A 23181-nucleotide genomic window follows, 5' to 3' on the forward strand; every position below is an offset into this window, starting at 1 on the left:
TAGCTTTCATAGGATGTGTTTTTTCTATGAACCTTCCTATCTTTTTTTAAATTAGGCAAGATGAAGTTTAAATTTTCAGTACCTAAGCATTGTTACGATTATCTATAAGCTTCCACCACCATCAACATTGAGAACTTGACCAGTAATAAAACCTGCATGATCTGACAGTAAAAAGATAATCTAATTAAAAAGTTAAATTATTATTAATTTTTCCCACCCCTTTATTCACTCCAAACCATTGCAAATGAGTCTCATTTATATATACTTTACTCACTTTTTTTGAGTCTAGTCAGCACTCTTGTTTGTTCGCTTGAATAGTCGCTCTTTTTTAGCCTTTCACGATTTTTATATCACTTAGGTATACTTATGTTTGCTTTCTCCCCGCGTAAAAATTTAATTACTGTTGAAATTTTAAAACATAGTAGCCCCTTACTCTTATCCCTCATTCCAATGATGTCTTGGGCAGAAGCAACCGCAATTCAACCGGCACAACTAGAAACGATTAAGGTTCAGGCTGAAGCAGACACAAGTTATATCGCAACACAAACGGCGTCGACGCTAAGAGGCAAACAAAAAAATCTAGAAAGCCCGCAAACTGTAAACGTCGTATCTAAGCAATACATGAAAGATTATTTACCTGCGAACTTGGACAATGCACTGACCCAAGTCAGCGGCATTACACAGGGTAATACTTTAGGGGGTACACAAGACACCGTAATGAAACGCGGCTTTGGTGATAACCGTGACGGTTCAATTACCGTAAATGGTATGCCAATTGTGCAAGGCCGAACCATGAATGCGGCAGTTGAACAAGTTGAAGTCTTAAAAGGTCCATCTTCATTGCTCTATGGCATTATGGACCCGGGTGGTGTGGTCAATGTCATTACAAAGAAACCTGAGACAACTCAGAAAACTGAACTTTCCGTTTACGGCTCAAGCTTTGCTGCGGGCAAAAATGGCTTAGGTGCAAGCATAGATACCACAGGCGCAATTGGTGACAGTAACTTTGCTTATCGCTTTATTGCCGATCATTCTGACGCCGACTATTGGCGTAATTTTGGTAATCTCAAACAGACTTTAATTGCTCCGTCTGTAGCATGGGATAATGGTCAAACTAAAGTGAACCTGAGTTATCAATATCGTCACTTTGATGTACCTTTTGACCGCTCTACCGTTTTTGACCCGAAAACCAATAAAGCCCTACCGATCTCTAAATACCAACGTCTAGATGAAGCTTTTAACCAAATGAAAGGTGAAGATCATTTGGCGCAATTGTTGGTAGATCACCAAATTAATGATAACTGGTCGGCTCACTTCGGCTATACCTACAACTACGAAACTTATGATGCCAACCAGTTACGTGTGACCAAGTTAGATACAACTAAACACACCGTGACACGCCGTACCGATGCGACTTTAAATGCACAAAGCGTAGATAGTAATGCTCAAGCTTACATTAATGGTTCAACCAACCTGTTCGGTTTAAGGCATGATATTCAATTCGGTTCAGACATCGAATACCGTAAGTATTTCCGTCCAGATATGGTTCGTGGCAATACCTCAACTTTAGATTATTTAAATCCAAGTTTTGGAACTGTTGAGCCATCTCAAAACGTTGTTGACTCAGATAGTGATCAAACCGACAAACTGCATACCTATGGTTTTTATGTACAAGATGCAATTCACCTAAATGAAAAATGGATTGCAGTGCTTGGTGGACGTTACCTGAACTATCAGCAAACTGCTGGCCGTGGCAGACCATTTAAAGAAAATACCAACACCAATGATGATGCTTGGCTTCCACATGCAGGTTTAGTCTATAAGTGGAATGACCAGCTTTCATTCTATGGTAGCTATACCGAGTCACTTAAGCCGTCTTCTTCTATTGCACCTTTGGGTGGCGATGCTGTTATTAACTCTGATGTTCAACCTGAACAAGCCAAGTCTTATGAAGTTGGCGCGAAATATGAGTTAAATGACCGTGTTAAAGCAAACTTTGCACTCTACGATATTAAAAAACGTAACGTTTTAGCTAAAGTGACTAACTCATCAACTGGTGAAGTTGAACTGCATACTACAGGTGCAGTACGTTCTAAAGGTGCTGAACTCGACTTAACAGGACGTGTAACCGATCAGCTTGATGCGACTCTCACCTATGCTTATACAGACGCGAAAGTGACTGAAGATGAAAGTGGCCTTGAGGGCAATCGCTTAAATAATGTAGCGAAAAATACTGCATCTTTGGCACTAGCGTATAACTATGGCGAACTTTACAACGGTAATTTACGTTTTGGTATAAGCGGTAATTATGTTGGTAAACGTGCTGGGGATTCGGAAAATACCTTTGACCTGCCTGACTATACCCTTGCCAATGCTTTTGTCAGTTATGACACGACCATTGCCAAGCAAGCAGTTACGTTCCAATTTAATTTAAATAATATCTTTGACAAAACCTACTACACAGCCAGTGTAAATAATTTGGCCGTGTCTCAAGGTGATTCTCGCCAAGCGGTATTACGTGCAACCTTTAAATTTTAAAACATGGGATTAGAGCAGTGCCTAAATCGCTGCTCTTTTGAAATCAATATGAAAAAGCTTCTTTCTATCGTAGTGTTGATTGGCACATTGTTTAGCTCTGCTATTTATGCTCAAACGCGAATTGCCTTGATCTCTCAAGTTAAAGGTGCCTCGGCGAGTACAGATATTGCGATTCAAAAATATTTGCAAAGCAAGGGCTATCAGGTTGAGGTGTTAGATCAATCTGTTTCACCAAACAGTTTAAAGAACACAGATTTAGTCATTATCTCTTCTACTGTTGCTTCTAAAAACCTTCAATCTGGTTGGCGTCAACTTCCCCTTCCAATCATGACATGGGAAAACGACTACCTTGATGATTTGGCTATGACCGGTAAACGTATTAATACCGATTTTGGCGAAGTCGAGAAAGAACGTTATTTGTGGCTAGTCAATGCACCGCATCCCCTCTCTGCACAGCTTCCTGCTGGAACTCGCAATGTATATAAGGCTCAAGCGCCTATGAGTTGGGGCAAGCCCGGTTTAGGTGCCACCATTATTGCAACGATTTATGGTCAACCTGAAAAAGTAGCCATTTGGGGATATGAGAAAGGTGCAACAATGGATTATGAATCTTTAGCGCCTGCAAAGCGTCTTATGTTCTTCCTTAACAATGACACCTTTACCAATCTATCTGACGATGGTTTAAAGCTGTTTGATGCCTCAATTCAATGGCTTACCCATAAATAAAACCATCTATGATGCAGCTCTCAGGGTTTTTATAACACTTTGGCGAGCTGCAATTAATAAACAACATTTACGCGCACCCAATCCTCATACTTTGTAGCCTGAACATTGGTACTTGATGTAATTACCCCATGTATAGGAATATTTTCTTTCATTCCCGTTGCAACACCTGAGTGTATTTTACTTCCTGCCCCGCCCCAAATTTGAGTATGACCAGCATCCTGATACAGGACATATGCCACAGAAGCTGTGCTTGCAGCAGACTTAAGCTCAAAGTTATTGTCTGAGGTGACGGCGACTTGATACGGTGTATTTTTGCTGCATTGGACAGAAACATCGGTTCTTGTAGCTGAAACTGGCTGCGCACGTACAACTGTACCAAAATCTAGATTTCCTTGGGTTGAAACTTCGCAAGTGTCTACAATGGTTAAACTCACTTTTAATGAGGTAGATGCATTTCCAGCATGTGCGCTATTTATTATCAGCATTCCCATAAGGGAAAATAAGGCGTACTTAATGACTTTCATTTCTTCTCCTTATCTTTTTTTGTTCTATTTTCTACTCATCTTTATATTGTCATTTTTCTGTTTTACTAAAGAAACAGTTTCAGGGTCTTTTAGTTATAAAACTTAATATCGCCTACTGTCAATCGATAATAATCACATGATTTTCATATTAATCTTATAATTTGTGATGAATTAAACGTAATTTATTTAGTTTAAAAAGTAGTTAATATTTTTTATTTTCATCCACTATAAATTAATTTCTTTTGGCACTTTTTCTAATTATTTTTAAAAACCGATTGTCTGATCTGAGCTGCATATTGTTTACTTAATACCCAATGAAAGACTGCCTAAAAACCCAATAATTCTGACTATTTTAGCCACTACATAAAAAACCGATAAAAATAATATAATAGAAAATATTTTATAAAACTTAATATTGTTTGTGCTTATAGATTTAATACTTATAGAACTGTAATGTTAAATTTAAAATGCATCTCTAAAGCCTTTAAAACCCTCCACTTTTAATTCGAGAAATCATTGATATGAAAAAATATTTATTATTAATTTTACTTAGCTTTTATTCGATTCATTCCTTTGCTTCGGACAAACTCAATGGCACTGTTTGGAAAACCATTGATGATGAAACCCATCAACCTAGAGCTTTGGTAAAGTTTAGCGAAGATAAAAACGGTCTTCTCACTGCAAATATTGAAAAAATCCTTGTTACAAGTGAGGCCAATAAATGTACGATGTGTGAAGGTACTTATAAAAACAAATCTTTAATTGGTTTAACCATTGTCAAAAATTTAAAAAATGTTGGTCAAAACAAATATGACAAAGGGTCTATTCTTGACCCACAGTCAGACACAACCTATCGCTTTAGTGTAACTGTATCACCAGATGGCGAAAAACTTACTGCGCGTGGCTATATTGGTATTTCTGCAATTGGTCGAAACCAAACATGGTACCGAGTTAAATAATTCATAAAGTAGCTTTTGACCAACGCTCTTTAGCTACTCACCGATCATAAAGACGGTCTATATGTAATGTAAAAATTATATATGTAGACAGTGTTATGATCGGTATTTAGCCTGAATGATCAGTGTGATAATCACAAGTAACGAAGGGATTGCAGCAATCACAAATAAATGGGTAATGACCAGAAATTGAGAAAGATACCCGCCAAATAACGGCCCAATAACCGAACCCAAACGGGCAATTCCAATACTCCAACCCACCCCTGTAGTACGAAGTGAAACTGGGTAATAACTGGCAGAAAGAGCATTAATGGCAGGTTGCCCACCAACAATGGCAAAGCCAGCAATAAAAATAATAATAAACAATAAAACGATATGGCTAACAGCATAGCCAATTAAAGCAACACTAATTACTGCGACCAAAAAAACAGGAATTAATACTTTATAAAATCCAGTCTTATCAATTTTAAGGCCCATCACAACACTACCAATCGTACCGCCTAATTGTAGGGTGGATCCGATCATTAATGCCTGATTCAATGAAAGCCCTGACTCTTTGGCCAAAGTCGGTAGCCAGTTCGACAGGAAATAAAGGCTGATCATGTTTAAAATACTGATGATCCAGATGGAATAGGTAAAAAACGCACGCTTATTTTTAAACAACTCTAGCGGCGACTTTTTAACCTCAACTTCAGTGTTATTAATGATTTTTATTTCTGAATTAAACGTTAGTGCGGGATAAAACTTCTTTAACCAAAATAAAATTTTAGGGGTGTTTTTGTTGTCTTCACTCAAAAAATATAAAGACTCTGGCATTTTAAAGAATGTAATAAAGAAAATAATTAAAGGGATAATTCCGCCAAAATAGAAAATCGACTGCCAACCGCCCCAAGGAACCAATAAGGCTGATATACCGCCCCCTAGCATTGCCCCAACCGTATAACCACAAGATATAACCATCATGGTAAAAATACGAGATTTATATGGAACAATTTCGGAGCTATAAGCCATCACATTTGGCATGATACCGCCTAAAAAAACTCCTGTAATAAAGCGAATTACGGTCAATTGCTCGATATTGCCTACATGTGGTGTTAACAACATTAATATCGAAAACATAAAGGTCGAGATGAGCAGTATAGGACGGCGGCCAAAACGATCAGAAAGTGAACTTAATAAAAATGATCCGACAAATAAGCCAAATAAGCTTGCGCTAAACACAACGCCGAGCATGGTTTTTTGAACGCCCCAGTCTTCTATAATCATTGGAGCAGCGTAAGCCATGGACTGAATGTCATAACCATCCATAATCATCAGCAATAAACAGGTGACCAGAATAAATTTTTGATAACGCCCAACTTTCTGCTGATTGATCAAATCACTTAATGCAACTTCTTTCATGGTATTCCCTTCTCCATGACGCGCTTTAAATTAATTCCATTTTTACGATATTCGTAATCGATTTACGATTAGCGTAAATAAAATAACACACCTCATCTCACGGCGTCTATGGTCTGCTCATCTGATAACAATCAAGCAAACCATATTCCCCTTTATTTAAATAACTCGTTTACTTCAAACAAATAGGTTTAAAAAAGCAGTCCATCGCCATATCCCTGTTTTCCACACTATCTGTACTTAAAAACTCAAACATTAAGCCATCTATTAAGTTTAAAACCATGTCAGCGTCGGGTTTTAATACACTCATTTCTAAGCTAAAAATCAGTTCAAAAATTTCACGGGTCAGCCATTTTCTATACTCAACTGCCATACGATAAGCCTGCGGGTAAACCACTTTAATTTCAAAAAAAGCTTTAAGTAATAAGTGGTACAGGCTGTTAGAGTTAACATGTAAAACCACGATTTCTTTGAGCTTATCAATGGGTGTGCGGTAATGGCTTGAATAGATAATGGCGAGCACCTCTTCTTTAAGCAGGCTTTTCTGAAAGGCAATACACATTTCAATCAGCCCTTCTTTTGAACGAAAATAGTTATATAGCGTCGCCTTGGGTACTTCGCACTGTTTGGCAATCAGATCTACACCTGCGGTGTGAAATCCATAAGTGGTAAATAAACCAATAGCCGTTCGAATAATGTGTAGTTTTTTGGAAGAGATTTCTAAATAATTTGGCATAGTTTTACCGTTATAAATTCTTGTTGTTTCTAAACGAGATACTTTTTTGGGAGAAAAAAGGCATAGCAAAGCCGTAAAGACTGTGCTTGGCACATCTCAAGTTTTGTTGTTGCTAAGTTTTAAATAAAAATGACTTACGGCCTGAAAACCTTAGGGCGTTCAAGCTGCTTTAATTTTTAAGCTGTGTCGTTATAGCTTTTGGCATGGGCTGCCAAGAAATAATGGATGTGCAAAGCCAACTCCTTTTTATTGGGAGTTCTGCCAGACATTAAAATTATGGTGGCAGAACGGAAGAGGGTTAGCAGACTGGTGAAAGATATAACCAGCACACCCGAAGGTGTCCCTCTCCCGTCCTACCGCTACGGGAGGAGACTAGGAGTTTACACATAAGAGTATCCCTCAGACGGAATAACTCTGATGCGATCTTTCATCACGGTCTGCTAAAACCGACTGGCAATGTGGCCAGCAGGCAAAGGATAGTGTCCAAGCTTCTTACAGTCAAGCACACAAAATGACATTTGCTTTAAAATAACGTATTAAAAAGTAAGGATAAATAATGAGTGAATTATTGTTAAATTAGGGTTTATAAACTCCCCTCATAAGACCAAATGACTATTATTTCTGCTTTAAAGATTTCAAATAAATTGATTCAAATTTTATAAAAAATCATAAATTTAATTAACCGCATAGATATTAATTTCATAATAGGAAATATAAATATATAAGTTTATTTCATCCCATTTATACAAATATATTTATTTATCAGGAAGTTTCTTCTTCAAGCGGTTTACGGACATATGGTATCAATTCTTTTTTTATTGCTCCAAATAATTGAAAATTTTGCTTAGCCATATTTAAGCTAATACCATTTGCTCCTCCCATATAATCAGGATCTTCATTCTGGACATTGTCATCTTCCCAAAAACAAACTGCGCAGATTTCAAACGAACCAGAGGGTAAGTCATCAAATGTAAGATAACCACAGCATGGACATGCGTAAGACACTATTTTCTCCTATCGTTATCTACATCAATAAATTATACCATCAGTAGATTTAAGTACATTTTATGGATAACTCATAAATGTAATCTTTATTTTTAACATTCAAGACTAAAACTTTTTATAGCTATTATTGGTGAGATCAAGCCATAAAAAATCCCGCAGCCTATTGCGGGATTTTTGTAGTGAGTTGAATTACATATGACCACGTCCGTGGCTATGCATATCAGACCCATGATCGCCATGGGCTTTATTATGATAGTAGCCCTTACCATGATGATTACCACGATAAGCATAAGCTTTACCATAATGACTGCCGTGATAAGCATGTCCATAACCATGATGTGAGCCGTGGTAAGCGTGGCCTTTTGCAAAGGTTGGAGCAGAAAGCGCGATGACTAATGCGGCGAAAATATACTTAATGTACTTCATAATAAATTCCTTTTTATTGTAGTACTGGAATTTAAAGTAATACATAAATGTATAACTCGTATCAATAGATGATCTGTACTGGAGTGTAAAGTTTACTAAGCAAAAATAGGCTTACTTATTCGTTTTTAACCCAATAAAAAAAACCGCGATTAGACGGTTTTTTATAAGTACACTCAACCATTACTTTTTCACAGTTTTGGTAAATGCTTCTGAATTAAAATAGTCGGTAATTTCTTCGCCTTCATTTAAAAACTTTTCCTTTGGAACAGTTAAAAAATCTAGTTCTGATTCGAGACTAATAAATTCAGGAATATATTTCTTAATTGGTGGTGGCGGTTTGGGCCCACCCTCCGTAATTTTTTCAACAAATCCAGCTAGCCATAAAATATATTCGTCTTCCATACTATGGTGTGGAATAAGGCTAACATCTATTTTTACTTTACATTCACTTAACGGTTTTGTTAAAGCTTCTTCGAAATCAATGTAGTTATACTTTAATTTGAATACACTCCCCGTGATCTCTTTACGTATAAAAATCATTAAATTATTAAGATTTTCAATAGTGTCATCTGAAAAAAGCTCAACGTCTTTAACTTTCCTATACACACTTTCTGCAATAGCTAAGTATTGTGGCATTAAGGTTTTTCCTTATCTTTGAAGCGGTGTTAGGTGTCTTTCAAAGTAAGTATGCTTCAAGTTATATTTCAACTTGTAATCTTATGTAACAACAAGTAACTATTGTTAATTATTTGTTAAAAATTAGTTAATAAATGACCATTTTTTGTTTTGCTTTAAGCTTTTTTTAATTTTGTAATATAAAAAAAGCTCATATAACATTGGATTGCGTGATTTTTATCATTAATAAAATAATATACCTTTATCTTCTATACTTTCTATTAATTAATTTTTCAACTACTTATGAAAATATGGCAACTGTTTAATAAAGTCATTTAAAGGCATCGGACAGCCCCATAAATAGCCCTGAAATTCAGTACAGCCATTACTTTTAAAAGCGTTAAATTGTTCAGTCGTTTCTATTCCTTCTACAAGCACACGAAGGTTTAAGTCTAAACCGATTTTAATAATACCTGTGACCAGTTTATTGCTACGCTTATCATCCAAAGCAGCTTGTACAAAACTTCGATCAATCTTGATTTGACTCATAGGCATTTTTTGTAAATAGCTTAAAGATGAGTACCCTGTGCCAAAATCATCAAGTGAAAGCTGAATGCCATGTCTAGACAAGAAATTCATTTTTTCGATCATGCTTGCACAATTATTTAAGGCAATATTTTCAGTAATTTCTAAAATGAGCCGAGATGGATTTATGTCATATTTTTGAACCATACCTGTCACGGTTTGCTCAAAAAGTGGCTGCATAAAATGATCGGCGCTAATATTAATTGAAAGTGTAAGATCTTTAGTTTCTTCTTTTTTGCTCCAGTCTTGCAAAACTTTGCAGGCTTCAACTAATACCCATTCTCCTATCTCTGGCATTAACCCAAACGTTTGTGCTGCCGGAATAAAGTCTTGAGTAGGTATATATCCTAAAGTTGGATGGTGCCATCTTAACAGGGCTTCAGCACCTATTAGCGTTTCAGATGAATTGATTTGCGGTTGATAAAAAAGTTCAAACTGTTCTTTAGCAAGTGCCGAACGTAAGTCATGTACCATGCTATTTTCGATTTGTATCTCTAATTGCATGGTATAAATTGAAATACAAATCATCAGCGTAGCAACACCAGTTGCAATCCATCCGCCATGATTACGAATATCTTCAGGTAAAGGTGCTGCACTATTGAGAGTAAAAGAGGTCGCGCTAAAAAATATAAAGCATCCAATCGACAATAAAATTAAAAGAATTTGTAAAAAGCTTGGGTCTCTGCGGTAATTTAAATACCCCAATATTGCTCCGGCTGGTAAAAACAAGTGAGCGACTTGAGGCCGATGAGGTGTAGCAATATCAAAAAATAAGCAAAAGATGACCGGAAAAACCAGTAAAACCATTTGCGATAAAAGTATACCCGCTGAAATCCGGTTTATATAAATGAGAAAAAGACTAAATATGGAAATTAATGTGAAAGTAATATCTATGTAAACAATGAGCCATAGGTTTGCAAATGCAAAATAAATGGTCCAAAACAAACAAAAAATAATACAAATGAAGATATTGGCTTTGGCTGCAATTGTAAGCTGTTGGTCCTTTACAGTACGGTAATTTTTTTTGCGTTTTTTAAAGTAAGACGAAGCTATCATAAATAAATCAACCGTAAAATATTTCTTCAAAGACCCCCAACTTGGTCATTGATACTCCATTTCAATGTTTACCAATAAAGCGTAATATTTTCGTCCTTTATTATTTGTAATCATTATTTTGATATTAGGTATTATTCTATCGTAGTAGTAAAGCCTATTAGGTCACTTGAACGATACTGCTTTTTAAACACCTTATAATTTTAAAGTATCATGATCTAACGATACATGCCTCTGCGACTTAGGTACAGTCCCTAACTCGTGAAAAATTAGGCGAATTCTAAAGAATTTTCTGTATTGTCATCTTTATCACCCACCGTAAGCGCATAAGCCGACCTGCCATATAGGCATAAAAATAGCTGGATCGGCTGCAAAACCGTCCAGCTCATGAATATGTGTTAGAGATAAATCACAACAAGAATTGCAAAAACACCGTACAGTGCACTGACTGCAACCAATGATCGATCATCGACTGCACCACGGCGGAATAAATTCCACAGGAACACAATGGCTAGTGCAGTAATAATGCCAGATGCTAATAGCAATGTATCAAAGCGCCACGGCGTAAAGAAAATACCTAGTGCACTTGGTATGGTGGCCTGAATCATCATGGCACCAGAAATATTCGCTAAAGCCAAACGCTCTTTACCTTGGCGCACCCAAATCAACGCATTCATAATTTCGGGTAATTCGGTCGCAACCGGACTAAGCAACAAAGCAACCAGATGCGGTGGCCAACTTAATGCTGTACCAATCGCTTCAAGCTGAGCAACGAAAGTATGTGAAGCGATACTAATTACTACTAAAGCCAGCAGTACTTGCAGACCAGCCCACCCTAGGGATGGTTCGGCGGTATTTGGACGAAACTTGAGAGGTTCAAGTTCTTCTTCATCGGCAGATGTGTCAGCTTCCTTAATCTCACGCCAAACATAAGCTGCATAAGCTGCTAAAAATAGCACACCTAACCACGGCTTAATGGCAAATGCGACTAAACCAAGTGCTACTTTTAAAACAAAGATGACAAGAAAAGAGACTTGGTCTCGGCTTAAACGGACGTAATCAACTTGTACTTTATGTGAAGTTCGAGCTAACTTTTTACGATGAAGAATTAATACCAGACCGACTACGGCATAACCTAAAGTCGCTAGAACCAATGGGCCACCCATTGCAGCTCCAACACCAAGATCTTTTTGCTCTGGGGTATTACCAAATACGACCGCCATGAAAGTGACTGCACTTTCAGGTAAGGCTGTACCGAAAGCTGCGAGTACGGAACCTACTGCAGTTGCACCTAGATTAAGGCGCTTACCGAACCATTCGATACCATTGACGAAATATTCACAGGCGAGATAAATCGCTGCGGCGGACACAAAGAATAAGATAAAAGTGAGGAGCATAGGAATAGTTCCAGCCGGGCGAATAAGAAACCATTGGCGCGTCAACACGCCTCGCCCGACTAGCAAAGCACGTTGCGGCCAAAGGTCTCGCCTAGCTCATACTGTATATACAGTGGCTGAACACGCCATGAGATACTCATCTCAAGTTTGTTGACGTGGTCTTCCTAGCTGGGTACTAGGAATGGCTACTCCCCAATGACAATGGGTGAAGTTTACCAGTGATTTAAACGTAACTCTACAAAGATAGTCAGACAAAATCACAAGAGCTTATAAAAAGACATGAAAACGTTTAGCCAGTTTCTTTTGCAGAACAATCACAAGAACTGGGAACCCTGCTGCTGAAATTGCACATATCGCTAGTAACGTATTTACACTTTGTGGCGTCATACCCTGTTCAGGCAATAAAAAAGCAGATAAGAAAAATGCAACGGTTGTCATTAAATACATGATGGATGTCTGTAATGAAGAAAATCCAGCTCGTTGTTGGTCGTTAGGAAACTGAATCGTAAGTACTGAACATGACACCAAACGGCTGTAAGATGCACCGAGAAATAAACTAATAAATAACGCTGCATGCTGATAGCCTAGCATTGGTATTAGCAAACTCAGTATAAAAACAATGGTTGAACCTGTACCTAGCACTAAAGCAGAAAAACGAGAAGTTAATACTCCTGTAATTTTTGTAGATAGGTAACCTATAACACCTCCACTGAAAAAAAGCCAAGGCAATAGATTTTGTGAAGCACCCAACTGCTGAATCATTAAGGGTGCCAAAATAGGAATAATCAGCATAGGACTAAACTGTACGAGTGCATTAGCAGAGGCGAACAATAATGTGTTCATATCCAGAGGCAGCGCACGAGGCGTATCTAAATAGACTTGGTCTTTGGGTATAATGGATACAATTAATGGCAATGCCAACACACAGAATGCGCTTATGAGCCACAAAGCCACATGCCAACCATAGTGAGTGCATAGAAATAATATGGTAGGCATTCCGACAATACTTACTATTGAAAATGATGCAATCACTGTCGCTAACATTTTTCCTCGTAAATTAGGCGGTGCGTTGTTTATTAATATACTTATAGCCACTCCCATTGTGGTACCGCCGACCAACCCTGCACAAAATCGAAGTGCAAGTAGCAGACTAAAACTGGATGTGCAGGTAGTCAAAAGTGTGAGTAGACCTAGTAGCGCCATATTAATAATCAAAAACCGCTTTTTATTGAAATGATCAATCCAGTAAAAAGCAATAAGTCCTGAAAGAACGGCGCCAAGCGTATACATCCCTGAAACATAACCTGAGAATGATACTGGCACTGCGAAATCTGTCGCCATAAAAACAAAAATAGGATTGAACACCATATATTCCAGTGCATTCGTGAACTGGACGAAAGCAATTACAGTGGCTATCCGCATGAGGACTTTATAATTAAACGTCTGTGTGGCTAGGGACATCGCAGTAACCTATAGATAAAAGATGTCCGAGTTTAACTGCTATCAATAGTATTGATTATATGGTAGAAATGGCTTTTATTATTATCAAATATGGGACAATTGATGCGTCCGGCTCTAGATTTTAATACCCTGAAAGTATTCATTGCTGTGGTTGAAAAAGAAAGTTTTGTGGGTGCATCGAAACTGCTTGAAATGCCAACATCAAACGTGAGTCGCTGCATTTCTCAGTTAGAAGAAAAACTCGATCTTCAGCTCATTGAGCGCAGCACCCGACATATGAAACTCACTCAGGCAGGGCAGCTACTCTATACCAGAGCAAAGCCATTACTCGAAGCACTTGAGCAAACGGAGACAGAGTTAACGTTGCGGCAAATGCAGCTTAAAGGTCCTTTACGGATCTGTATTCCCAACGAAATAGGCCCTGCATTGCTAGGTTCTGTGATTGCCGAGTTCGCTTGTCAGTATCCAGACTTAGAAATCAGCTGTGTCACAAATTTGTCGGGTTTTGAATCTCTGCGAGATGATTTGGATTTAGCTATTATTATTAGCCGCGGTCAGATGGATAACAGTGACTACATCGCTCGTCATCTAGTGACTATCCCTTGCACCATTGTTGCAGCCCCTTCTCTCATTCAGCGTTATGGCACCCCTACTCGTATCGAGCAATTTGAAGAGTTACCCTGTATTACAACAGTTAGTGCACTCAAAGGTGCTCCTTGGCAATTTGTCAATAAAAAGGGGGAATTCGAGGCCATTAAGGTTAAAGGACATTATCGAGTAAACAGCGGAGAGATGGCAGGACAAGCTGCTGTAGCAGGTATCGGTTTTGCAATTCTATCGAAACAAACTTGCCAACCCTACATTAGCGACGGACGGCTAGTCGAGATTGAGTTTGAACAAAAGGCAGCCCCTTTGCAGTTATTCGCACTGTATTCAAATCGTCGTTACTTACCCGCTAAAACAAGAGCGCTCATTGACTTCATACATCAAAAATTGAGTCATATTTCTTTATAAACTTGGGCTTTCCACAAACAAGTCCAAACCAATATATTTCACTATATGGCTTTGAGTTTGTTTATCTAATACTGTTATACCAAAGTTATTAAAAATCATAACTTCATTACGCTTATGGTCAGCGTAATGAAGTATAAATGAGATTAATTTTGGTGATTAAAACCAAGCTTCCGGCATATTTAATGGCGTAGTTTCAATTGGATCAAGAACAGCGAGCCAACTGTAAATTTTAGGCATTTCCCAACCAAAAAAATAATCACAGGCAGCTAACTTGCCATTTAAAAAATCTGTTGCTGATGAAGTGGCTAGATTTTCATGAAGGGTTATTGCCTGATCCAGCCATAACCAACCAACCACCAAATGTCCAAATGCTTCTAAATAATTGGCAGCGTTTGCCAATTGCATATCCATATCCTTAATAGCATGTAATGCTGCCGTTACCTCCTGAACCCGTTGCCATGTCTGAGCAAGAGTATTGGCATGGCGCTGTAATGCTGCTATTGACTGAGCTTGAGCAATTGTTCCTGTGATTTTTTCGTTCAAAACGTGCATCGCAAGACCATCATTGATCCGTGTTTTGCGTCCGAGTAAATCCATCGCCTGAATGCCAAATGTACCTTCATGAATTGGATTGAGTCGGTTGTCCCGATAGAACTGCTCTACATTGTATTCACGGGTATAACCATATCCCCCATGTACTTGAATAGCTAAATCATTGGCCACGAGTCCCCATTCTGATGACCAGCTTTTTACCACAGGTGTAAGTAAATCGAGGAGTAGTTGTGCCTTTTTCTGTTGCTCGCTATCTTCAAGAGAGTGAATATCATCTGTTAATTTTGCAGCATACAAACAAAGTGCAAGTGCTCCAGAGGCATATGATTTTTGTGCCAAAAGCATACGGCGCACATCTGCATGTTGAATAATTGGAATTTGTGGAGAACTCGGATCACGTTCACTACGAGAGCGGCCTTGTAAACGGTTTTTTGCATAGTCCAGTGCATGCAAATAACCTGTATATCCTAAGGCGGCTGCGCCCAGACCAACTGAAATTCGGGCCTCATTCATCATATGGAACATATAAGAAAGCCCTTTGCCAGCTTCGCCAACAAGCTCACCAATGGCGCCTGCTTCTCCTTCTGGTGTATAACGACCTTCACCAAAATTTAATACACAGTTGACGGTACCACGGTAGCCCATTTTATGGTTGATTCCGGCCAAAGCAACATCATTGCGCTCACCTATATTCCCCTGCTCATCAACTAATTTTCGAGGTACGGTAAATAGCGAAATGCCTTGTACGCCGGCAGGTAATTTCCCGTGTTCATCTGGAATTTTGGCCAGAACCAAATGAACAATATTGCCTGAAATATCGTGCTCACCACCTGAAATCCACATTTTATTGCCAAATAAACGGTAACGTCCGTCGGCTGTTGGCACTGCACGTGTCCGAATATCTCCCAAACTAGATCCGGCCTGTGGTTCAGATAAGCACATCGTACCAAAGCAGTCACCTGCAATCATGGCATCAATATATGGCTTTACTTTTTTAGGGTCTCCATGAGCCATCAATAAGTTTGCATTACCAATTGTTAAAAAAGCGTAGCCTGTCGTACCCGGATTTGCACCCATCAGGTAAGCCATACCTGCTCGTTCAATGGTATTGGGTAAACTCATTCCGTTCCATTCAGTAGAAAAAGCTGTGCTCATCAAACCTGCATCTGCAAAGGCTTTTAAGGCGACACTTACCTCTGGATTAACAGTTACACGCTCACCATCAAAGCTAGGTTCATGGCTATCATTTTTTTTATTGTGGGGTGCAAAAAGATCAGTTGCCAAGTCTTCATATACATTCAATACTGCCGCATAATCACTACGCTCTTGCCCTGCAAAACGAGGACGCTGATTGAGTGCTTCAATGTTAAGCCAATCAAACAGTAAGAAATCGACATCCTGTCGAGAAAGAATCATTTCATTATTCACACGGTTCTCCCAATTAAAAATTCATCAGCGTTAACCATTCGGCAACGAGCGCTGGTTTGGGGTGGTTTTCAATTTCAACTGTTACACCTAAAGTCAACTGATAGCTTCCCGCTCTTTTTTCTATGATTTGTTTTAAGCTAAATCTTCCCCGTACACGATGTCCGCTCGGCACAGGGCTTAGAAAGCGTAAATTATTCATGCCATAGTTTACCGATGAGGTTTGTCCCTCTACAGAGGGCAATACTTCAGCCGCCATGGCCGATAGTAAAGATAAAGTCAAAAAACCATGAGCAATCGTGCCCCCAAATGGAGTTTGCTTGGCTTTTTCGGTATCAATATGGATGAATTGCCAATCTCGCGTAACATCCGCAAAAGCATTAATCATGGTTTGGTCAATGGTCAACCAATTAGAGACACCTAGTTCTTTATCTTGCAAGTCAAACAGTTGCTCAATCGTCACTATGCTCATGTTAGTCCCCGCTTAAACCCGCTTTTTGCAACTCTAAATTGCCTTGCGCTGCGCCCATCGTAGGAACGATTTCATTGGTACGATCACTAAGCTCACTTAAATGCTGTACCAAGCTATGCGCTACCTCATCGCCAGTTCCTAAATGAATGCCTTGGGTCAAGGTAATATGTGCAGCTTCAAAACTTCCGGCCCCTGCACAAATAATCATTTTATTAGGGGCTTCTTCGCTGACTAATACAGCAATCGCTGGACTAACTGCACTTGGTGCAAGTGCTTCGAGTGAGGTTTCTGGTAACAAGCCTTCCAGCATTCGGGTTGCTGCTGTTGGAGCAATACAATTGACTCGAATGTTATATTTTTCACCTTCTAAGCCTAAGGTTTGCATTAATCCTACTAAAGCCATTTTTGCAGCACTATAGTTAGACTGACCAAAGTTTCCGTATAAACCCGATGATGATGTGGTCATGACAATACGACCATATTTCTGCTCGCGCATGATTTCCCAAACTGCTTTAGTGCAGTTCACAGCACCCATCAAATGCACATCGATCACTAGCCGAAAATCTTCCAACGTCATTTTGCTAAAGGTTTTATCACGCAAAATGCCCGCATTATTGACTAAAATATCAATGCGTCCCCAACGGGCCATAGTGTCATCGACCATACGCTGGACTTGCTCCGCATCGGTGACTGAAGCACCATTGGCGATCGCCTCACCGCCGGCTGCAATGATTTCATCAACCACTTTCTGTGCAGCTGAAGTTGATCCGCCATTGCCATGTACATCACTGCCTAAATCATTGACTACAACTTTTGCGCCTAAACGAGCCAGTAATAGCGCATGCTCACGTCCTAAGCCTGCACCGGCACCTGTAACAATTGCAACACGGTTGGTTAAATTGATTGTCATAGTTTTTTCCTAAATAGATTTATTAATATTTTGTTCTTAATAAGTATTTAATAAGCCGTAACACCACCATCAATTGCAATGGCCTGACCTGTGAGATATGAATTTTCTTTAGCGCACATCATCAGCATCATTGCAACAACTTCACTTGGATGGGCAAGACGCTTCATCGGAGAAGCCTGTGCCAGAAAGTCTTGTTTTGCGTTCAGTTCACTGTCGAGCACCATCGGTGTAGTGGTATAAAATGGACAAATTGCATTGACCCGAATCCCTTTATTTGCATATTCCACTGCTGCTGTTTTGGTTAAACCCACGACTGCATGTTTTGCTGCCGAATAAGCTGCCAGTTTTGGAGCTGCACCTAAACCTGCAATAGAAGCAACATTTAGAATAACGCCACCACCTTGTTGTAGCATTTGCCGAATTTGATGCTTCATTCCAAAAAATACGCCTTTGGCATTTACAGCAAAACTCAAGTCCAAATCTGCCTCATTGGTATCAATAAAGCTTTTCATTGGCGGACTCATACCCGCATTATTTATACTGACATCAATTCTACCGAAATGATCCACCGCACTTTGTACCAATGCCTGTACTTCTGCTTCAAGACTAACATCACAAGCCTGCGAAATTACTTGTATACCCGCTTGTTGTAACGGTTCAACCACTGCATTCAGCCCTGCGATATTGCGATCTCCCAAGACTAATTTTGCTCCGTGTTCTGCCAGTTGCTGGGCCAGTAGTGCACCAAATCCACTCGCCGCGCCTGTGATTAAGACCACTTGATCTGAATACTGATCGTACATTGCTACCCGCCCTTAAATGGTTAAACCACCATCAACCACAATACATTCACCATTGGTATAACTTGCTGCATCAGAGACAAGATATAAAACCGTTCCAGCCATTTCACGTGGCTCCGCATGACGGCGTAATGGGATTTCTTGTAACCAACGGTTATATACCTCTTCATTGCTAAATAGGGCGCCAGCAAATTTGGTTTTGGTTAGACCTGGGAGTATCGCATTAACACGAATCCCTAAAGGGCCGCATTCTTTGGCAAACGCTTTCGTCATATTCACCACGGCTGCTTTGGTAATTGAATAAATAGCTTGGCGGTCGCCTGGTTGTAATGCATTCACAGAAGCGGTGTTCACAATCGCACCACTACCTTGGGCTCGCATCAGCTTTCCAGCTTCAATCGACATAAAGAAATAACCACGAATATTGACCTCAACCGTTTTGTTATATGCCGCAAGGTCTGTATCAAGAATGTGGCCATAGTAAGGGTTTGCTGCAGCATTATTGACTAGAATATCCAAACGCCCATGCTTAGAACGGATATGATCAAAAATAGCCGTAATATCCTCCATTGAACCTACATGACATGCAAACGCTTCTGCCTTACCACCTGCCTGAATAATTTGATCGGCAACCGCTTGGCAATCATCAATTTTTCTACTCGAGACAATGACATGTGCGCCATACTCAGCTAAAAGTTTTGCAATTTCTTCACCAATCCCACGACTTGCACCAGTTATTAATGCGATTTTTCCTGTTAAATCAAATAAATTGGTTGGCATATTTTTACTCCTGAGCTTGGTCTATTTTACTGTTGGGCTTTTAAATTCTTGTGTTTGCCTATCAGTTTTGGAAACGAGTTTTTATTTGCTATCGAACATATAAGATTGCTGGTACGACGTTTATAAACATACCCAACCTACAACAATGAATAAAATGAATTATTTGAATATTCAACTATGCATAAAATTAATATGTATGTTTCTTTTCTCTTATAAGGTTAAACTTATGTTCAAGAAAATTGTCTTTTAAGCTTAAGTTTTGTTTTCAACACATCTTTACAATGTTCAATTATTTCAATAGTTCACTACTCTTTTTTTCAATAACTCAAATTTGTTACCATTGCACCGCTGGAATGGTCTGAAAACACTTTATACTAGGGATGCTGGTTCTAAGATTCATCCAGTTATTGTACTTTTCTTGAATTACATTCATTTTTTAAAAACTTGAAATTGGCTCATTAGCCAAAAGTAAATTTTTCGTTTTTTTAAGGGTTTTTTACGCATGAATAGCGCTGAAATCATGGCTGATCTCTCTAACCACACTCCAATGATGCAGCAATATCTCAAAGTCAAAAAAGACTATCAACATGCGTTGCTGTTTTATCGTATGGGCGACTTTTACGAACTGTTCTTTGAAGACGCTCATTTAGCAGCCAAACTTTTAGGAATTACCCTAACCCATCGTGGTAAAGCAAATGGCAACCCAATTCCAATGGCGGGCGTTCCCTACCATTCAGCCGAAGGTTATCTGGCACGTTTGGTCAAAGCAGGACGCACTGTAGCCATTTGTGAACAAGTGGGTGAAGTCACAGGCAAAGGTCCTGTTGAGCGTAAAGTTGTTCGTATTCTTACCCCTGGTACATTAACTGACGATGCCCTACTCACAAGTTATCAGTCTTCTAACCTTGTGGCGCTATGCATCCATCAAAACCAGATCGGTTTTGCTTTACTCGACTTAAGTGCGGGTATTTTTAAAGTTCAACAACAAGACTACAAACCGGAACAACTTCCAATTGAACTGGCACGCCTCATGCCAAGTGAAATTTTAATTGATGAAGATCTGGTTGACCCAAATATTATCGAACAAATTAAAAAGCATTTAGATTGCCCAGTAACCAAGCGCCCAAATGTCGATTTTAATTTAAACAACGCACAAAAAACCTTATGTGACCAGTTCTCTGTATCGACGCTTTCTGGTTTTGGTTTAGACCCGCTACCTTTGGCTAAAGCTGCTGCTGCGGCTTTAATTCACTATGCCAAAGAAACCCAAAAAACGGCGTTACCACATATTCGTTCAATTCTTTTGGAACAAAGCACTGACTTTATTGCGCTCGACCCAATCACGCGCCGTAATTTAGAAATTATTGAACCTTTGTTTGAACACGGCACATCATTATTCCAACTGGTGAACGATTGCCAAACGGCAATGGGTGGCCGTTTACTCAGCCGTACACTCATGCAACCTGTCCGTGATACCGCGTTGCTTGATGCCCGTTTAGATGCAATTGAACAGTTAATTCAGGGCTACCATGAAAGTCCGGTTCGTTTAGTGCTTAAAGAAATTGGTGATATCGAACGTGTTCTTAGCCGTGTTGCGCTTGGTAGCGCACGACCACGTGACTTAGTTCAGCTTCGTCACGCTTGTGCACAAATTCCATTTTTAAGAAATGCTTTAGCACCTGTTGTACAAGCGAAGAAATCCAAGTTATTGGGACAGCTTGATCAAGAACTGGGTGATTTTAAATCGTTGCACCAGCATTTAATGGCAGCCATTGTTGAAAACCCACCGGTATTACTTCGTGATGGCAATGTAATTGCAGAAGGTTACGATGCCGAACTCGATGAATTACGCCAAATTCGTGATCATGCAGGCCAATTCCTGATTGATTTAGAAATAAAAGAACGTGAACGTACCGGCATCAATACCTTAAAAATCGGTTATAACCGTGTGAGTGGTTACTACATTGAACTCACTCGCGCTCAAGCTGAGCAAGCCCCTGCCGATTATATTCGCCGTCAAACCTTAAAAAATGCCGAGCGCTACATTACGCCTGAACTAAAAAGCTTTGAAGATAAAGTTTTATCAAGTGAGTCTCGTGCATTAGCACGTGAAAAAGCGTTATTTGAAGCTTTACTTGAAAACCTTCGTGAAAATATTGCGCATCTACAAATGATGAGTTCAGCAATCGCGCAAATTGATGTAATTGCAAACTTTGCTCATCAAGCGCGTTTAAACAACTGGGCACGCCCTGAATTTACACCAGAAACGGGTATCAAAATTCAAGGTGGCCGTCACCCTGTGGTTGAAGCATTAAGTAAAGCGCCCTTTACACCAAATGATACGTTCCTTGATGCCCAGCACCGTATGGCAATTATTACCGGCCCAAACATGGGCGGTAAGTCTACCTTTATGCGTCAAACCGCATTAATCAGTTTGCTTGCTTACTGCGGTAGTTACGTTCCGGCACGAGCTGCCAAACTTGGCCCAATCGACCGTATTTTTACCCGTATTGGTTCAGCCGATGACTTATCGACGGGCAAATCGACCTTTATGGTTGAGATGACTGAAACTTCACAAATCTTGCACCATGCAACGAATCAGTCTTTGGTGTTAATGGATGAAGTTGGCCGCGGAACGAGTACCTACGATGGTCTTTCTTTAGCATGGGCTTGCGTGGTTGACTTAACGAAGCGTGTTAAATGTCTGTGCTTGTTTGCAACTCACTATTTCGAATTGACAGAGTTAGGGAGTGAAGCAGGTATTGATAACTACCACGTTACTGCCCAAGAGTTAAATGGCAACCTGATTTTATTGCATAAAGTTCAACAAGGACCTGCAAGCCAAAGTCATGGTTTACAAGTTGCGAAATTAGCGGGTATTCCTGCTAATGTCATTAAAGAAGCTCAAAAGCGTTTACGTATTTTAGAGAAGCAACAACAGCAACACTTACAAACCAGTGTACAAGATGATTTGTTTGCAACTTTAGATTCGGAAGCTAAAACCAATACTCAAGTCATAGAGAAAGTGATTGAAATCGAAGTGCCTTCACCTGCCCTAGACTTACTTAAGCAAATTGAAGTCGACAACTTGACACCTCGCCAAGCACTTGAACAACTTTACGAGCTAAAAGCTGCGCTTAAATCATAATTATTGATTGAGCAAACATGTCTATGGGCATGTTTGCTCTTACTTTGAGGAGAATAAAATTTCTATTTTCTTAAGGCCACTACAATACAAAGAGATCGATTTAATTTGGCAACACATTAGTCGACGTGAACTGATTACCCAACTCTACATACAAAAACAAGATCAACTCGAATTAACAGATTGTTTTTATGATGTTAAAAATTGGGATGCCTATCATTTAGAAAATGACCCACCAAAATTAAAAGAACTCTATCAACAAGGTGCTTCATTTGTAGGTGCTTTTAATACGGCTGAACAGCTAGTGGGCATTAGTGTCGTATCGAATCAAATCATTACTGACTATCCCAATGCAAAATTACTGCAATATTTTTATGTCGATGCCGATCAACAAGGCCAAGGTATTGGCGCAAAGCTGATGCAAGCAGCCAAAGAGTCAACCAAGCAATTGGGCGCTCATCAACTTTATATTTCAGCCACTCCAAGTAAACGTACAGTCGACTTTTATATAAAACATGGTGCGACAGTATTAAAACATCCAGATCGAGAATTATGGGAGCTAGAACCCGAAGACATTCATTTGCTTTGTATGCTTTAAGACCCATAATTCAAGGATTTTTTAGCTATAAAAGCAGCATAAAAGCAGAATTTAAACGCAAGAGT

Annotated in this window: 20 protein-coding genes and 1 riboswitch; of the genes, 6 read left to right on the forward strand and 14 right to left on the reverse strand. The window is 39.3% G+C overall.

What is annotated here, in order from left to right:
* Nucleotides 1-366 precede the first annotated feature (366 nt).
* Together MKL35_RS15180 and MKL35_RS15185 are read left to right on the forward strand one after the other, a co-directional pair.
* A complete protein-coding gene (locus tag MKL35_RS15180; RefSeq protein ID WP_032012199.1) occupies nt 367-2538 on the forward strand; it encodes a TonB-dependent siderophore receptor in 2172 nt (723 codons plus the stop codon).
* A gap of 48 nt (nt 2539-2586) precedes the next feature.
* Nucleotides 2587-3264 carry a hypothetical protein gene (locus MKL35_RS15185; RefSeq protein WP_032012198.1) on the forward strand — a complete coding sequence of 226 codons (678 nt, stop codon included), beginning with the start codon at nt 2587-2589 and terminating at the stop codon, nt 3262-3264.
* 53 nt (nt 3265-3317) lie between these two features.
* Here MKL35_RS15185 and MKL35_RS15190 read toward each other — a convergent pair whose 3' ends face one another.
* Nucleotides 3318-3788 (reverse strand): Csu type fimbrial protein, encoded by a 471-nt coding sequence (locus MKL35_RS15190; RefSeq protein WP_004709675.1) that lies wholly within the window; start codon nt 3786-3788, stop codon nt 3318-3320.
* 521 nt (nt 3789-4309) lie between these two features.
* Between MKL35_RS15190 and MKL35_RS15195 the strand changes: the two genes are divergently transcribed.
* Nucleotides 4310-4747 carry a DUF2147 domain-containing protein gene (locus MKL35_RS15195; protein ID WP_032012109.1) on the forward strand — a complete coding sequence of 146 codons (438 nt, stop codon included), beginning with the start codon at nt 4310-4312 and terminating at the stop codon, nt 4745-4747.
* Nucleotides 4748-4840: 93 nt separating this feature from the next.
* On the opposite strand, the gene MKL35_RS15200 is transcribed toward MKL35_RS15195, so the two are convergent.
* From MKL35_RS15200 to MKL35_RS15240, 8 genes are all read right to left on the reverse strand, one after another.
* Nucleotides 4841-6145, reverse strand: a complete 1305-nt coding sequence (locus MKL35_RS15200) for an MFS transporter (protein WP_032012110.1) — start codon at nt 6143-6145, stop codon at nt 4841-4843.
* A 169-nt stretch (nt 6146-6314) separates the two neighbouring features.
* Nucleotides 6315-6878 (reverse strand): TetR/AcrR family transcriptional regulator, encoded by a 564-nt coding sequence (locus tag MKL35_RS15205; protein WP_032012111.1) that lies wholly within the window; start codon nt 6876-6878, stop codon nt 6315-6317.
* A gap of 762 nt (nt 6879-7640) precedes the next feature.
* Nucleotides 7641-7883, reverse strand: coding sequence for a CPCC family cysteine-rich protein (locus MKL35_RS15215; protein WP_032012112.1), 243 nt, complete (start codon nt 7881-7883; stop codon nt 7641-7643).
* A 189-nt stretch (nt 7884-8072) separates the two neighbouring features.
* Complete coding sequence (locus tag MKL35_RS15220) at nt 8073-8309, reverse strand: hypothetical protein (protein ID WP_004709679.1); 237 nt, start codon at nt 8307-8309, stop codon at nt 8073-8075.
* 180 nt (nt 8310-8489) lie between these two features.
* Nucleotides 8490-8945 (reverse strand): hypothetical protein, encoded by a 456-nt coding sequence (locus tag MKL35_RS15225; RefSeq protein WP_016805044.1) that lies wholly within the window; start codon nt 8943-8945, stop codon nt 8490-8492.
* Nucleotides 8946-9221: 276 nt separating this feature from the next.
* On the reverse strand, nt 9222-10595 hold the full coding sequence (locus MKL35_RS15230; RefSeq protein ID WP_032012113.1) for a putative bifunctional diguanylate cyclase/phosphodiesterase: 1374 nt from the start codon (nt 10593-10595) through the stop codon (nt 9222-9224).
* Between the two features lie 365 nt (nt 10596-10960).
* Nucleotides 10961-12007, reverse strand: coding sequence for a sodium:calcium antiporter (locus MKL35_RS15235; protein ID WP_224272862.1), 1047 nt, complete (start codon nt 12005-12007; stop codon nt 10961-10963).
* A riboswitch (yybP-ykoY riboswitch) is annotated at nt 11988-12165 on the reverse strand. It overlaps the preceding gene by 20 nt.
* 61 nt (nt 12166-12226) lie before the next feature.
* Nucleotides 12227-13420 (reverse strand): MFS transporter, encoded by a 1194-nt coding sequence (locus MKL35_RS15240; protein ID WP_032012114.1) that lies wholly within the window; start codon nt 13418-13420, stop codon nt 12227-12229.
* A gap of 102 nt (nt 13421-13522) precedes the next feature.
* Between MKL35_RS15240 and MKL35_RS15245 the strand changes: the two genes are divergently transcribed.
* Nucleotides 13523-14434: a LysR family transcriptional regulator gene (locus MKL35_RS15245; protein WP_004887938.1), complete on the forward strand. Its 912-nt coding sequence runs from the start codon at nt 13523-13525 to the stop codon at nt 14432-14434.
* Nucleotides 14435-14590: 156 nt separating this feature from the next.
* On the opposite strand, the gene MKL35_RS15250 is transcribed toward MKL35_RS15245, so the two are convergent.
* From MKL35_RS15250 to MKL35_RS15270, 5 genes are read right to left on the reverse strand one after another with little or no spacing between them, the layout of a single operon-like run.
* Nucleotides 14591-16414: an acyl-CoA dehydrogenase gene (locus tag MKL35_RS15250; protein WP_032012116.1), complete on the reverse strand. Its 1824-nt coding sequence runs from the start codon at nt 16412-16414 to the stop codon at nt 14591-14593.
* A gap of 13 nt (nt 16415-16427) precedes the next feature.
* Nucleotides 16428-16883, reverse strand: coding sequence for a MaoC family dehydratase (locus tag MKL35_RS15255; RefSeq protein WP_002051036.1), 456 nt, complete (start codon nt 16881-16883; stop codon nt 16428-16430).
* 1 nt (nt 16884) lies between these two features.
* Nucleotides 16885-17793 (reverse strand): SDR family NAD(P)-dependent oxidoreductase, encoded by a 909-nt coding sequence (locus MKL35_RS15260; protein ID WP_002051041.1) that lies wholly within the window; start codon nt 17791-17793, stop codon nt 16885-16887.
* Between the two features lie 47 nt (nt 17794-17840).
* Nucleotides 17841-18596 carry an SDR family NAD(P)-dependent oxidoreductase gene (locus MKL35_RS15265; RefSeq protein WP_002051054.1) on the reverse strand — a complete coding sequence of 252 codons (756 nt, stop codon included), beginning with the start codon at nt 18594-18596 and terminating at the stop codon, nt 17841-17843.
* 12 nt (nt 18597-18608) lie between these two features.
* A complete protein-coding gene (locus tag MKL35_RS15270) occupies nt 18609-19373 on the reverse strand; it encodes an SDR family oxidoreductase (protein WP_002051051.1) in 765 nt (254 codons plus the stop codon).
* Between the two features lie 502 nt (nt 19374-19875).
* Here MKL35_RS15270 and mutS point away from each other — a divergent pair.
* Together mutS and MKL35_RS15280 are read left to right on the forward strand one after the other, a co-directional pair.
* Nucleotides 19876-22521, forward strand: coding sequence for a DNA mismatch repair protein MutS (gene mutS, locus MKL35_RS15275; protein ID WP_004709731.1), 2646 nt, complete (start codon nt 19876-19878; stop codon nt 22519-22521).
* Between the two features lie 64 nt (nt 22522-22585).
* On the forward strand, nt 22586-23116 hold the full coding sequence (locus MKL35_RS15280; RefSeq protein WP_079378096.1) for a GNAT family N-acetyltransferase: 531 nt from the start codon (nt 22586-22588) through the stop codon (nt 23114-23116).
* The last annotated feature ends 65 nt before the right edge of the window (nt 23117-23181 follow it).

It is taken from the genome of Acinetobacter sp. AOR41_HL, assembly GCF_027854645.1.
Taxonomy (GTDB): Bacteria; Pseudomonadota; Gammaproteobacteria; order Pseudomonadales; family Moraxellaceae; genus Acinetobacter; species Acinetobacter nosocomialis.

Bases quoted from the DNA above. Each gene is read 5' to 3' on its own strand.
- MKL35_RS15260 (WP_002051041.1), bottom strand. From the start codon at position 17,793: ATGACAATCAATTTAACCAACCGTGTTGCAATTGTTACAGGTGCCGGT.
- MKL35_RS15205 (WP_032012111.1), bottom strand. From the start codon at position 6,878: ATGCCAAATTATTTAGAAATCTCTTCCAAAAAACTACACATTATTCGA.
- MKL35_RS15200 (WP_032012110.1), bottom strand. From the start codon at position 6,145: ATGAAAGAAGTTGCATTAAGTGATTTGATCAATCAGCAGAAAGTTGGG.
- MKL35_RS15270 (WP_002051051.1), bottom strand. From the start codon at position 19,373: ATGCCAACCAATTTATTTGATTTAACAGGAAAAATCGCATTAATAACT.
- MKL35_RS15245 (WP_004887938.1), top strand. From the start codon at position 13,523: ATGCGTCCGGCTCTAGATTTTAATACCCTGAAAGTATTCATTGCTGTG.
- MKL35_RS15255 (WP_002051036.1), bottom strand. From the start codon at position 16,883: ATGAGCATAGTGACGATTGAGCAACTGTTTGACTTGCAAGATAAAGAA.
- MKL35_RS15190 (WP_004709675.1), bottom strand. From the start codon at position 3,788: ATGAAAGTCATTAAGTACGCCTTATTTTCCCTTATGGGAATGCTGATA.
- MKL35_RS15225 (WP_016805044.1), bottom strand. From the start codon at position 8,945: ATGCCACAATACTTAGCTATTGCAGAAAGTGTGTATAGGAAAGTTAAA.
- MKL35_RS15220 (WP_004709679.1), bottom strand. From the start codon at position 8,309: ATGAAGTACATTAAGTATATTTTCGCCGCATTAGTCATCGCGCTTTCT.
- MKL35_RS15185 (WP_032012198.1), top strand. From the start codon at position 2,587: ATGAAAAAGCTTCTTTCTATCGTAGTGTTGATTGGCACATTGTTTAGC.
- mutS (WP_004709731.1), top strand. From the start codon at position 19,876: ATGAATAGCGCTGAAATCATGGCTGATCTCTCTAACCACACTCCAATG.
- MKL35_RS15240 (WP_032012114.1), bottom strand. From the start codon at position 13,420: ATGTCCCTAGCCACACAGACGTTTAATTATAAAGTCCTCATGCGGATA.
- MKL35_RS15265 (WP_002051054.1), bottom strand. From the start codon at position 18,596: ATGTACGATCAGTATTCAGATCAAGTGGTCTTAATCACAGGCGCGGCG.
- MKL35_RS15195 (WP_032012109.1), top strand. From the start codon at position 4,310: ATGAAAAAATATTTATTATTAATTTTACTTAGCTTTTATTCGATTCAT.
- MKL35_RS15180 (WP_032012199.1), top strand. From the start codon at position 367: ATGTTTGCTTTCTCCCCGCGTAAAAATTTAATTACTGTTGAAATTTTA.